Raw genomic sequence first — 12589 nt, forward strand, 5'->3', positions numbered from 1 at the left:
GGTTGTCGGGTTCTAGCGGCGGGCGGCCGAGAGTCGTCCGTCGAAGGTGATGTCGAATGCCTGCAGCGCTGGCTTCCATCGGATCGCCCAGCGCCGCCGTCCTGTCCCGGTCGGGTCCAGGCTCATCACCGCCAGATACACGCACTTCAGCGCGGCCTGCTCTGTCGGAAAGTGCCCACGGGCACGCACAGCCTTGCGGATGCGGGCGTTGATCGACTCGATGGCATTGGTGGTGCACACGATCCGGCGGATCTCCACGTCGAACCGCAGGAACGGCACGAACTCCGACCAGGACGACTCCCACAACCGCACGATCGCCGGGTATTTCTTCCCCCACGCCTCGGCGAACTCCACGAACCGCTCCAGCGCGACCTCTTCGGTCGGCGCGGTGTAGACCGGCTTCAGCCCACGCGCGATCTTCTCCCAGTCCTGCCGCCCGCAGTACTTGAACGAGTTGCGCAACAGGTGAACGACACAGGTTTGCACGATCGTCGCAGGCCAGACCGCATTGACCGCGTCCGGCAACCCCGTCAACCCGTCGCAGACCAGCATCAGCACGTCCGCGGCGCCGCGGTTCTTGATCTCGGTCAGCACCTGGAGCCAATATTTCGCGCCCTCGCCCCCGTCGCCGACCCACAGGCCGAGGATGTCGCGGTGGCCCTCGGCGGTGACCGCCACGGCCATGTAGACGGGCCGGTTAGCGACCTGGCCCTCCCTGATCTTCACGTTCACACAGTCGATGAAGACGACCGGGTAAACCGCGTCGAGCGGCCGGTTTTGCCATTCCGTCATCCCCGCGACCACGCTGTCGGTGATGGTGGAGATGGTCTGCTTGGAGACGTTCGCCCCGTAGACCTCGGCCAGGTGGGCGGAGATCTCGCCGTGGGTCAGACCCTTCGCGGACAGGGACAGCACCATCTCATCGACACCGGCAAGGCGCTTCTGACGCTTCTTGACCATCATCGGTTCGAAGGTGCCGGCCCGGTCCCGGGGCACCTCGATCTCGACGGTGCCGATCTCGGTGGTCACAGTCTTGCCTCGGTGGCCGTTGCGGTAGTTCTCCCTCCGCCCGTCCTCGGCCCGCTCGCCGTTCTCGTGGCCCAGGTGGTCGGTGATCTCGCCCTCCAAGGCGGACTCCAGCAGCTTCTTGGTCAGTTGCTGCAGCAGACCGCCCTCGCCAGCCAGCTTCATCCCGCCGTCCTTCGCACGGGCCATCAGCTGCTGGATCAGGGCGTCGTCCAGGACCTCGTCCACGGGCACCTCTTGGGCCTTGGTGTCACTCACCACGTCAGTCATCAACTGTCGCTTCCAGCTCGGGAGTTACACCAGTGACCGTACAGTCCCCCGTATCCACCGTGAGTTTCCTGCTGGTCGGCCTTCCCGCCGGTGCCTGGGTCGATCGATGGCTCAAGCGCCCGACGATGATGCTGGCGGCCCTCATACGCTCACTGGTCGTCCTCGCAATCCCGTGGTTGTGGTTCGCCGGTAAGCTCGAGATCTGGCACCTGTACGCGGTTGCCACGCTCGTCGGTCTGGTGACGGTTTTCTTCGATGTGGCCTACCAGTCGTATGTGCCCATTCTGGTATCTGACGGTGACGTCGGGAGAGCCAACGCCCGGCTGGAAGCTACCTCGCAGCTCGCGACCACCGGCGGACCGGCACTGAGTGGACTGTTCATGCGGGTGGTAAGCGCTCCCGTCCTCATGCTCGGGGACGCGCTTTCCTACTTCGTCAGCTTCGGCTGTCTGGCATTGACCAAGGACTCGGAGGTCCAGCAGCGGCTGGAAGCGGGGCCTCGGCGGGCCCTGGCCGCAGAGATCGGCGAAGGTCTCCGCTTTGTGCGTGACCAGCCGGTCATCAGACGGCTCGTCGTGGCGATGGGGTTCTCGAACCTCTTCGTGTGCATGGTCTCGACGCTGATGCCCATCTTGGTACTGCGCACCATGGGCCTCGACGCCTTCATGCTCGGGGTGGTGATGACCTGCGGATCGATCGGCGGCGTGCTGGGGGCCAGTCTGGCTCCGATGCTGCGGCGCCGTCTGTCCGACGGGACCGTGATCGCGGGCGGTCTAGTCGCAGCGGCGGTGTTCGTCATGGTCAATCCAGTTGCCGGCTTGATTTCACGTGATCACAGAAATCTGGGCACGGTGCTGCTGACGATTGCCGAGTTCTGCATGACGGCGGCAGCGCTGGTCTACAACGTTACGCAGGTCAGTCTTCGCCAGAGCTTGTGCCCCAAGCATCTCCTCGGCAGGATGAACGCCTCCATCAGATTTGTCGTATGGGGCAGCATCCCTATCTCCGCCTTGCTGGCAGGCTGGTTGTCCTCGCTGATGGGCGTGGTACCCACGCTGTGGGTCGGGGGTATTGGATCCCTGCTTACCGCGCTGCCCGTACTCGGCATAGGACGACTCATTCCGGTGGACCAGCATGCGTAAGCAGGTGAGCATCCCCCCGTACCGTGGAGGCCCTGACTGACGAAAAAGTCGGGAGTCGTGGCGGAAGTGGTCGGAAGTTCGACGCGGACTTCCGTGAGGCGCTGTGCGGATCGGCTTTTCGTCAATACCGCTGATGGTCAAGCTCCGCCGCGTGGTCGGCGATCCGATCCCGCAGCGAGCTGTGCGCACGATCGGCGGTGTGCCGAGGGTGCCAGAACAAGGCCTCGCTGACCGGCCGGAGCGGCACCGGGGGCTCAAGCACTTTCAGGCGCGCCCAGGCGGCGACTAGGCGGGCCAGTCGCTCGGGTACCAGCGACACGAACGGCGTGCCGATCACCAGGTGCGGCATGGTGACGAAGCTCTGCGTGCTGGCCTTGACCGACGGAGAGATTCCCAGCGCCTCCAGCTGCGCCTCGGCTAACGAGGACAACGGCCCACCGCTGTAGGCCACGTAAGGCAGCCGGGCGAACTCCTCGGCGGTGACCGCCGACCTCACGTTGTGATTGTCCGCGTCGGCGATCAGCACGTACCGGTCGTTGAACAGGTACCGCTGTGGGAACGCGAACCCGAATCCAGCCAACTCCGCAGGCAGGACGAGCAGATCCGTCTGTCCCATCCGCAACTGCTCGGCGTGGTCCGCCTTCACCGGCACGACGTTCACACGCTGCGACGGCGCCTCCCGCGCCAGCCGCGCCACCAACGGCCGCAGCAGGACAAGCGTCACGTAGTCGCTGGCCATGATGGTGAACCGCTGGCGATCGGCCTTCGAGTCGAACCCTCGATGCTGGCCGAAGACCGCCTCGTTTGCCGCCACCGCGTCACGTACCAGCGGCCCGAGGGAGACCGCTGTCGGCGTCAGCACCAGCACCTTGCCCTCCCGCACCAGCAGCGGATCGTCGAAGTACCTACGTAACCGCCCCAACGCAGCGCTCATCGCCGGCTGCCCCAGTGACAACCGCTTTGCCGCGCGGGTCACATTGCGCTCGCTGAGCAACGCGTCCAGCGCCACCAGCAGATTCAGGTCCACGCCCTTGAGGTCCACCGCAAACCAGCCCTTTCCGAAACCAGCAACAGCATCAATTTCATGCATCAACAACAATCGCTTTGAAAACTGTAATGGCTGTCATACGGTCTCAACCGTTCCACAAACTACTTGTTCCTGAGGAAGTCGGGCCTGCTGACGGTGTGACGTTTCGGGGATGGCTGGCCTGGGCTGCCTGTGGGCCGGGAAAGTTAACCTGGGTGATCCCGGGCCGGAAGCGGTGGCGATGTTGCGTGTCGCGGGAGTGCCGGGCACGTGGTGGGAGGTGCTGCCGGAGCGCATGATCAGAACGTCGCCGGCAAACGAGGCGAAGCTGCCGGATCTGTCCGCCCCGCAAGTGATCCGACAGTGACTTGCCAGCCGCGGCGCTCACCACCGGTTCGAACGGGATCCCCAGTGCCCGCTCGCGAAGCCGGACTCTACCGCCAGGCCGAGCAGACCCTGTACGGCCCGGAGCGACCCGCGCAACGTAGGCGTGTACATATGGGTCGAGACGCCCCTCGGACACAGACGAAAACCCCAGTTAACCTGGGGTTTTCTGCTTTTCCGCGGCTCAGTGCCGGTCCGTCGGCCAGCCCCCTACTCCGCCTTCCGGCCGCGGACCAGCGGCTCCACATCGTCGTCGGGGTCGGCCGCGGGGGGCCGGAGGATGTCCGGGGGCGCCGCGTCCTGGATCCTGTTGTAGCGGAACGGGCGGTAGCGGTGGGCGGAGAGGTAGCCGCGCGTGTAGAAGCGGGCGTCCTCCCGGGCGGTGGTGCCGGAGTGGGCCTCCTCAAGGATCCTGGCCGTGGTGTGGTTGCCATCGGTCCAGCCCTTGAACAGCACGACATGGGTGGAGATGTTGTCCAGCATGTCACCGGGCTGGAGGTCGTCCAGGGAGTTCAGCTCGGTGGCGAAGTTCGGCAGTGTGCCGGTGGTCTCGCCGTAGTTGTTGGCCGGACTGGACGGCAGGTTCCAGGCCATGGAGACGAAACCGGAGCAGTCCTGGCGGTACGTGCCGTTGCTGTCGCTGTTGTACGCGTTGCGGTTGTAGGGCACGCCCTCGGCGATCCAGCTGTGGGCCCGCGCCATGACGGCGCCGCGGGTGATGGGCTGACCGGTCCGGGCCCCCAGCGACCGGGAGTCGAGCCGCTTGGACAGCACCACGGACCGGGCGCCCGTCGCGAGCTGGACCGCGGAGGCGGTGGTCGGGTTCGCGACGGTCGGCCTGAAACGGGTGCTGTGCGGCTTGGCCGGCACCTTGGCCACGGCCGCGGGCTTCGCCACGGCCGCGTGCGTGGCGGCATGGCCGGCGGGGCCGCTCAGAGCCACGTCGGCGCTGGCGGCGACGGTGACGGACAGCACGAGGAGCTTGCAGGCACTAGGACACACGAACACTGTTACTATCCCGAAAAAGGGATGAACCGTGGTAAATAACCATGAGTGGCGTGGCGTACCACCCATCCCTCCGATCGTTTGGTCCTGACGGGTGGCCAGGACAGGTTCGAGCCCGGGCCGTTCAGCCGCGGCGGCCGACAGCCTCGAACGCGGCGGTGATCTCGGGGAGTTGGCACCGGGTCGCGAGCAGCCGGTGCAGCAGCAGTCGCGCCTTGTACGGGGTGAGGTCGCCGCCGCGGATCAGCCCGCGGGACAGCAGGTCCCGCTCCGAGCCGGGGAAGCCGTAGGTGGCGGCGAGCACCGGCCCCGCTCCGGTACGGGAGGTGAGCACCACGGGGATGCGTGCCGCCAGCCGCTCCAGCGGCGCCACCGCAGCCTCCGGCACGTGGCCGACGCCGAATCCGGCGACGACCAGGCCGTGGCACCGGTCCGCGGCACCGTCCAGCAGCAACTCCAGCGCCAGGCCGTCGTCGCCGAGTGTGACGGTGTGCAGCAGGACCCGTACGCCATCGCGCACCACGTCGCCGGTGAGTCGTGCCGAGGTGCGGTAGGGCAGGCCGTGGTGCGACCATACCCGCCCTTCGGCCACCAGTCCGAGGGGGCCGGATCCGGGTGAGGTGAACGCGGCGGGGCTGGTGCTGTGGGCCTTGGTGACGGTGCGCGCGGCGTGGATCTCGTCGCCGAGCACGACCACGCATCCGGCGCCGCGCAGCCGCGCGGAGGAGGCGGCGACCACGGCCGCGTACAGATTGGCCGGACCGTCGGGGCCGGGCTGCGTCGGGTTGCGCAGCGCTCCGGTGACGACGACGGGGATGTCGGACCGGTGCAGCAGGTCGAGGTAGAAGGCGGTCTCCTCGATGGTGTCGGTGCCCTGGACCACCACCACACCGTCGGCGCCGTCCGCCGACTCCGCCTCGATGGCGGTGTGCAGGCCGTCCAGGTCGGCCAGTGACAGTGAGGCGCCGGGCAGGTTGCGGATGTCGCGCACGCGCAGGGACACCCCGAGCGCGGTCAGGCCCGGTACGGTGTCCAGGAGTTGGCGCGCGGAGAGTGCGGGACGCACGGCTCCCGTCGAGGGGTCGGCGGTCATCGCGATGGTGCCGCCGAGGGTGAGCACGGCGACCCTCGGGTCACGCCGGTCCGCCGGTTCCGCGGCCACGTCGATCGCCTCGTTTCCGTTCCCGTCCGTCGCGTTCACAACGCGTTGTTCCCACCACTCGAACCCTCTCACGCCACCTCCGCAACGGTCCCGCGGAGTGTGCCGTGTGGCTCCGTTGGGCAGGGAGCCATGGGGACGCATCACGAATCGCGCAACTGTACCGTCGTTTCACCTGAACGTGTGATGACAATCCTCGCTACTGGCCGTCACCATTGTTTTGCAGGCCACACGGGTTCAGGGGAGGGACTTTCGATGTCGGTCGATGCTGGTATTGGCGTGGAATCAGGTGGGGAATCCGGCGACGCCTCTTCCTCAAATGGCCCGGCTCGGTTGAGCCTTGGCACCGCGGCGGCACGGAACTTGGCGACTACCACCAAGTCCGCACCGCAAATGCAGGGCATTACCTCACGGTGGCTGCTGCGCGTTCTTCCGTGGGTCCAGGTTTCCGGTGGCACGTATCGGGTGAACCGACGGCTGACCTACACGGTGGGCGACGGGCGGGTGACGTTCGTCCAAAGCGGGTCCGAGGTCCGGGTGATCCCGGAAGAACTCGGCGAGTTGCCGGTGCTGCGCGGTTACGACGACATCGATGTGCTCAACGCGCTGGCGGACCGTTTTGTGCAGCACGAGTTCACCGCCGGGCAGGTCATCTCGGAGGCGGGGGCACCCGCCGACCATGTCTACCTGGTAGTGCACGGCAAGGTGAACAAGATCGGCACCGGCAAGTACGGCGAGCAGGCCGTGCTGGGCGTGCTGGCGGACGGCGACCACTTCGGCAACCAGATGCTGACGCAGGACGACAGCAGCTGGGAGTTCACCGCGAAGGCCGTGACACCGGTGACCCTGCTGGGCCTGCCGAGGCAGGCGTTCCAGGCGATCGCCGAGCAGTCGGATTCGCTAAGGGAGCAGATCCAGCGGTTCCTGAGCGGCACGCAACTGGCGAAGAACAAGCACGGCGAGGCGGCCATCCACCTGGCCTCCGGACATGACGGCGAGCCCGACCTGCCCGGCACCTTCGTGGACTACGAACTCTCGCCCCGCGAGTACGAGTTGAGCGTCGCCCAGACGGTGCTCCGGGTACACAGCAGGGTCGCCGATCTCTACAACCACCCGATGAACCAGGTCGAGCACCAGTTGCGGCTCACCATCGAAGCGCTCCGCGAACGCCAGGAGCACGAGCTCATCAACAACCGTGATTTCGGGCTGCTGTACAACGCCGACTACAGCCAGCGGATCCACACGCATTCCGGCCCACCCACCCCGGACGACCTCGACGAACTCATCAGTCGGCGCCGCAACTCCCAGTTCCTGCTGGCGCATCCGCAGACCATCGCCGCGTTCGGACGGGAATGCAACCGGCTGGGCATCTATCCGGGCACCATCGATTTCCACGGTAATGCGGTGCCGTCATGGCGCGGACTACCGCTGCTGCCCTGCAACAAGATTCCCATCAACGACGGCCACACCAGCTCCATCATCGTGCTGCGCGTCGGCGAGGACAATCAGGGCGTGGTCGGGCTGCACCAGATCGGCCTGCCCGACGAATACGAGCCGGGGCTGTCCGTACGCTTCATGGGCATCAACGAAAAAGCCATCATCTCCTACCTGGTGAGCGCCTACTACTCGGCCGCGATCCTGGTGCCGGACGCCATCGGCATCCTGGAGAACGTGGAGGTCGCCCGCGCTCGGAACTGAGGGGTCCTGCGTCCCAGCGGTCACTGACGAAATCGAGGTGTGGCAACCATGGGAATGTCAACGCTCGATCGAGAGGGCCATGAGGCCGCGGAGATCCTGTCCCGTACCCGGCTCACCGTGGATCCCGCGTTGCGTACGGCGGTTGAGTCACTGCCCGAGTCGATGCGCCGCGTCGCCGGGTACCACTTCGGCTGGCTGAACGCCGATGGCTCCCCCGCCTACGCAGACGCGGGAAAGGCGATTCGGCCCGCGCTGGTACTGGCCGCCGCGCATGCGCTCGGTGGCCAACCCGGCCCGACGGCATCGGCCGCCGCGGCCGTGGAGTTGGTGCACAACTTCACACTGCTGCACGACGATGTGATCGACCGCGACCCAACCCGCCGCCACCGCCCGTCTGCCTGGGCGGTGTTCGGCACCGAGGACGCCATCCTCGCGGGCGACGCCCTGCAGGCCCTGGCCCTGCGGCTGTTGGCCGAGGACACCCATCCGGCCGCCGGTAGAGCTGCCACCCGGCTGTCCGAGTGCGTGATCGAGCTGTGCGACGGCCAGCACGCGGACTGCGAGTTCGAGCGGCGCACGGATGTCTCACTCGACGAGTGCCTGGCCATGGCCGAGGCGAAGACCGGAGCACTGCTGGGCTGCGCCTGTGCGCTGGGCGCGCTGTACGCCGGGGCCGACGACGCGACAGCGGACGCGCTGGACGCGTTCGGCCGCCAGGTGGGATTGGCGTTCCAGCTGATCGATGACCTGATCGGCATCTGGGGGGACGCGGAGGTCACCGGCAAGCCGGTCGGGGCGGATCTGGCGGCCCGTAAGAAGTCACTTCCGGTGGTGGCGGCGCTGCGTTCGGGGACGTTGGCCGGGGCCGAGCTGGACCGGATCTACGCTCGCGATGACGCACTGTCCACCGACGACCTGTGCCGGGCGGCGGAGGCCATCGAGCGGGCAGGGGGCCGTGACTGGGCCCAGGCACAGGCCTGCGACCGGATGGCGGGAGCGATCGACCATCTGTCGGGAGTCGTCCCCGACGGCGTCGCCGCCGGGGACCTCCTGGCGCTGGCCGAGCTGGTGACCCGCAGGAACCACTAGGGCTCAGGCCGTGGTGCGGCGCAGCCGTACCACGGGGATGTCCCGGCTGGTCTTGCGCTGGTACTCCTCGTACGGGGCGAACACCTCCACCAGATGCGGCCAGACCCGCGCCTTCTCCTGCGGGGACAGGGTTTCGGCGTGGGCCGCGAACCGTTCGGTGCCGACGCGCAGATGGACGTCGGGGTTGTTCTCCAGGCTCAGGTACCACAGGGGGTGGTCGTCGGCGCCGCCCTTGGAGGCCACGATCAGATAGTCCTCGCCGTCCCGCCCGTAGATCAGCACGGTGCGGCGCCAGTCCCCGCTGCGCCGCCCTCGGTAGTCGAGCAAGAGGCAGGGCGAACCGTGTATCTCGGTGCCCTGGGTGCCGCCGGAACTCTCGTACAGCTCGGCCTGCTGGGCGACCCAGTCGGTGGGGCTGGGCTTGGTGCTGGCGGGGTCGTACTCCGTCATGTCGTCGCCTCCGTCGTCGGTGGTTGAGGGATGTTCGACTGCTGACCTCCCAACAGCCCTCAACGGTAGGACGTCGGTGCGGAATTCCTCGAACAGACAGTGTCCGTATCCCACGTGTTGTCCGAGAGCGTGGTGACATGCCATGAGTCAGCAAATCATTCAATCACCAGCACAATCATCCCAGGAAGTGACAGCAGAGCCGACCTCAGGGGGCATCATGAATCCGCGACCGCGAAGACTGCGTATGGCCTTGGCGGTGCTCGCCGCATGCGGGGCGCTGTTGGCGGAGTCCGCGGCGGGCACCGCGCAGGCCGCACCGGCGGTGAGTCTGCGGGCCGGTGCGCAGACCGCGATCGCCCCAGGAGTGCGGTACCAGGAGTTCTCGGTGCACGCCTCGCACGGCACGGTGTACGGGCATCTGCTCATCGCTGACCTGAGCAACCGTCATGTCTCGGTGGACCTGCTGACGCCCGGTGTGGTGGCGGCCCGGGAGCCGGTCTCCCGGATGGCCGACGCGCGGGGCGCGGTGGCCGGGGTCAACGGGGACTTCTTCGACATCAGCGAGGCGCAGCACCCCGGCGTGGTCGCGACCGGCGCGGCGGTCGGCCCAGCGGTCGAGGGCGGGGTGCCGGTCAAGGCGGCGGTGCCGAACGGTCAGCGCTTCGGTCCTCCGTTGCCGCCGGGCACCTCGACCCGGGATGTGATCGCGGTGGGCGACGACGGGGTGGCGCGGCTGGCCCAACTGTCGTTCACCGGTTCGGCGTCCACCGCTGGTGGGACGATTCCCCTGCGCGGGTTCAACCAGTACGCCCTGCCGGTGGGCGGGGTCGGCGTCTACACTTCGCGCTGGGGAAGCGTGTCCCGGGAGCGCGCGGTGTGCGGCACCGATCGGCTGCGGGCTGCGGGATGCAGCCGGGACACCTATGAGGTGACGGTGCGCGGCGGCCGGGTGACCGCGGTGGCCGGCAGGCCCGGTGCCGGGGCGGTGCCGCGCGACGGCTTCGCGCTGGTGGGCCGGGACGGTGGGGCGCGGGCGCTGCGGCGGCTGCGGCCTGGTGCCCGGGTGCGGTTGAGTGACGGGCTGTCGGGCGCGGCTGGGCTGCGGTTCGCGGTGGGCGGCTTTCCGGTGCTGCGCGGGGGTAGCCCACTGTCCGGTCTGGACAGGGCGGTCGCCGCGACCCGCACGGCGGCCGGATTCGGGTCGGGCGGCCGCCGGTTGTATCTGCTGGCGCTGGACGGCGACGCGGAGCGAGATGCCGGGTTGACCATCGCGGAGTTGGCGAGTTTGATGCGGCAGCTCGGCGCCGAGTCGGCGGTGGACCTGGACGGCGGCGGTTCCTCCACGCTGGTCGCCCGCTCCCCGGGCAGCCACCGGGTGACGGTGCGCAACCATCCGTCAGGTGGGTCCGAGCGTCCGGTGCCGGAGGGCATCGGACTCTTCTCCCGCTAGCCGACCGGGCGGACGCGCTCCCACCGTGGCCACGGCCCGTGCGCCGGTACGGCATCCGGCGGCAGCCGCCTCGGCCGGGTTCGCGCCGTGCAGCAGTGCCGCCAGGAAGCCACCGGTGAAGGCGTCGCCCGCGCCGGTGGTGTCCACGGGGGTGCTCGGTACCGGGGGGATGCGGAGGGTGGGCGCGCCGCGTCGTACGACCAGCGCGCCCTGGGCGCCGAGGGTCACCACCACCGTATGGTGGTCCTCGGTCAACTCCCTTGCCGCGTCGGCCGGTTCACGTCGGCCGGTGAGCAGTCGGGCCTCGGCCGCGTTGGGCAGCAGCAGATCGGCGCCGCGTATGGTGTCGCGCAGCACGGCCACTCCGGTGCGGGCCATGAAGCCGGTGGAGGCGGGATCCACGCTGACCGTCGCGCCCCGCTGCCGCGCCCGGGTGATGGCGAGCGCGGCCAGCCGCCGACCGGGCTCGGTGAACAGCGGGTAGCCGGAGAGGTGGAGGTGCCGGACACCGTCGAGGAGTCGGTCGTCCCAGTCGTCCGGGCCGAGGTGGACGGCGGCTCCGCTGTCGGTGACCAGGGTGCGCTCGGCGCGGCTGTCCACCAGTGCGATCACCACCGCGGTGGGTCGCTGGTGGTCGGTGCGCAGCACCGGCCGCACTCCCTCGGCGAGCAGCGCGTCGCGGTGCCATGCGGCGTCCGCTGCGCCCACCCGGGCCAGCAGCCGGACGTCGGTGCCGCAACGCGCCGCCCAGGCCGCCGCGTTGGCTCCGGCGCCGCCCGGCCGCACCGCGATCCGGGCGGGGGTGTCGGTGTCCGGGGCGAGCGCTCCGGTGTGCCGGGCCACGATGTCGGTGACCGCCTCGCCGATGACCAGCAGTGCCCGGTCGCCGGTCATTCGGCACGTGCCCAGGCGCCCGCGACCGCGGCGGCCAGCCGTACGTTTCCGCGCACCGCGGCAAGGTTGGCCTCCAGGGAGGCGCCGCCGGTGTGCCGTACCAGGTGGTCCAGCAGATACGGGGTGATGGCCTGGCCGGTGACGCTCTCGATGGCCGCGGCGTGCAGCGCCTCGGCGAGCACCCGGTCGTGCAGTTCGGGGTCGAGTTGCCGGTCCTCGGGTACCGGGTTGGCGACGATCAGGGCGGAGTCGGGGCCGCCGAGCGCGTCCTGGGCGTGCATCACGGCGGCGACATCGGCCGGTTCGCGCACCGTCCAGTCCACGGGCTCGCCGGAACTGTGCAGATAGAAGCCGGGGAAGGCGGCGGTGCGGTAGCCGACCACGGCCACGCCCAGGGTTTCGAGGCGTTGCAGGGTGGCGGGGATGTCGAGGATGGACTTCACGCCCGCGCACACCATGGTGATGCGGGTGCGTGCGAGCAGCCGCAGGTCGGCCGACTCGTCCTGGGTGCTGGTCCAGTCGCGGTGTACGCCGCCGAGTCCGCCGGTGGCGAAGATCCGCAGGCCGGCTCGGGCGGCGAGGAACGCGGTGGCGGAGACGGTGGTCGCGCCGCTGGCCCCGGTGGCGATGGCGGGTGCCAGGTCGCGGTGGCCCAGCTTGCGCATCGAGGGGTCGCCCGCGACCCGCTCCAACTGGGCCGCGTCCAGGCCGACATGGGGTACGCCGTCGAGTACCGCGATGGTCGCCGGGACCGCCCCGCCCTCCCGTACCAGTGCCTCCAGCTCGGTCGCGACCCGCAGGTTGCGAGGCCGGGGCAGGCCATGGGCGATGATCGTCGATTCCAGGGCGACCACCGGGGCCGCGCGCCGCACGGCGTCGCGGACCTCGGCGGACAGCTTGATGACGGGCATGTGCGGCCTCCTGCGCTCGACTTCCCCATGTCTGGCACGCGGTCGGCCGCCGCAAACCCACCGCATTGATCAAACCCGTCCCGG

The 12589-nt window shown here is 68.9% G+C and carries 12 protein-coding genes; 5 read left to right on the top strand and 7 right to left on the bottom strand.

The features are described 5' to 3' along the window. Positions 1-12 precede the first annotated feature (12 nt). Positions 13-1296: an IS256 family transposase gene (locus P3G67_RS07435; RefSeq protein ID WP_276092725.1), complete on the bottom strand. Its 1284-nt coding sequence runs from the start codon at positions 1294-1296 to the stop codon at positions 13-15. A gap of 32 nt (positions 1297-1328) precedes the next feature. Here P3G67_RS07435 and P3G67_RS07440 point away from each other — a divergent pair, with 32 nt between their 5' ends. Beyond that, positions 1329-2438: an MFS transporter gene (locus P3G67_RS07440; RefSeq protein ID WP_276092726.1), complete on the top strand. Its 1110-nt coding sequence runs from the start codon at positions 1329-1331 to the stop codon at positions 2436-2438. A 121-nt stretch (positions 2439-2559) separates the two neighbouring features. On the opposite strand, the gene P3G67_RS07445 is transcribed toward P3G67_RS07440, so the two are convergent. Further along, positions 2560-3528, bottom strand: a complete 969-nt coding sequence (locus P3G67_RS07445) for a LysR family transcriptional regulator (RefSeq protein WP_276092727.1) — start codon at positions 3526-3528, stop codon at positions 2560-2562. 109 nt (positions 3529-3637) lie between these two features. On the opposite strand from P3G67_RS07445, the gene P3G67_RS07450 reads away from it, so the two are divergent. Then, entirely contained in the window at positions 3638-3832 is a 195-nt protein-coding gene (locus P3G67_RS07450) for a hypothetical protein (RefSeq protein WP_276092728.1), read from the top strand. Positions 3833-4059: 227 nt separating this feature from the next. On the opposite strand, the gene P3G67_RS07455 is transcribed toward P3G67_RS07450, so the two are convergent. Beyond that, positions 4060-4851 carry a hypothetical protein gene (locus P3G67_RS07455; RefSeq protein ID WP_276092729.1) on the bottom strand — a complete coding sequence of 264 codons (792 nt, stop codon included), beginning with the start codon at positions 4849-4851 and terminating at the stop codon, positions 4060-4062. Positions 4852-4978: 127 nt separating this feature from the next. Continuing rightward, positions 4979-6055, bottom strand: a complete 1077-nt coding sequence (locus P3G67_RS07460; protein WP_276092730.1) for an asparaginase — start codon at positions 6053-6055, stop codon at positions 4979-4981. A 213-nt stretch (positions 6056-6268) separates the two neighbouring features. Here P3G67_RS07460 and P3G67_RS07465 point away from each other — a divergent pair, with 213 nt between their 5' ends. Together P3G67_RS07465 and P3G67_RS07470 are read left to right on the top strand one after the other, a co-directional pair. Next, positions 6269-7711 (top strand): family 2B encapsulin nanocompartment shell protein, encoded by a 1443-nt coding sequence (locus P3G67_RS07465; protein WP_276092818.1) that lies wholly within the window; start codon positions 6269-6271, stop codon positions 7709-7711. A 48-nt stretch (positions 7712-7759) separates the two neighbouring features. After that, positions 7760-8800, top strand: a complete 1041-nt coding sequence (locus tag P3G67_RS07470; RefSeq protein ID WP_391858213.1) for a family 2 encapsulin nanocompartment cargo protein polyprenyl transferase — start codon at positions 7760-7762, stop codon at positions 8798-8800. Between the two features lie 3 nt (positions 8801-8803). Here P3G67_RS07470 and P3G67_RS07475 read toward each other — a convergent pair whose 3' ends face one another. Next, positions 8804-9250 carry a nitroreductase family deazaflavin-dependent oxidoreductase gene (locus P3G67_RS07475; protein ID WP_276092731.1) on the bottom strand — a complete coding sequence of 149 codons (447 nt, stop codon included), beginning with the start codon at positions 9248-9250 and terminating at the stop codon, positions 8804-8806. A 217-nt stretch (positions 9251-9467) separates the two neighbouring features. Here P3G67_RS07475 and P3G67_RS07480 point away from each other — a divergent pair, with 217 nt between their 5' ends. Beyond that, positions 9468-10700 (top strand): phosphodiester glycosidase family protein, encoded by a 1233-nt coding sequence (locus P3G67_RS07480; RefSeq protein ID WP_276092732.1) that lies wholly within the window; start codon positions 9468-9470, stop codon positions 10698-10700. Here P3G67_RS07480 and P3G67_RS07485 read toward each other — a convergent pair. Both P3G67_RS07485 and P3G67_RS07490 read right to left on the bottom strand, forming a co-directional pair. After that, positions 10647-11594 (bottom strand): carbohydrate kinase family protein, encoded by a 948-nt coding sequence (locus tag P3G67_RS07485; RefSeq protein WP_276092733.1) that lies wholly within the window; start codon positions 11592-11594, stop codon positions 10647-10649. The genes P3G67_RS07480 and P3G67_RS07485 overlap by 54 nt on opposite strands. Then, complete coding sequence (locus P3G67_RS07490; RefSeq protein ID WP_276092734.1) at positions 11591-12505, bottom strand: pseudouridine-5'-phosphate glycosidase; 915 nt, start codon at positions 12503-12505, stop codon at positions 11591-11593. Before P3G67_RS07490 ends, P3G67_RS07485 begins: the two co-directional genes overlap by 4 nt. Between the last annotated feature and the right edge of the window lie 84 nt (positions 12506-12589).

Source organism: Streptomyces silvisoli (assembly GCF_029269905.1).
Taxonomy (GTDB): Bacteria; Actinomycetota; Actinomycetes; order Streptomycetales; family Streptomycetaceae; genus Streptantibioticus_A; species Streptantibioticus_A silvisoli_A.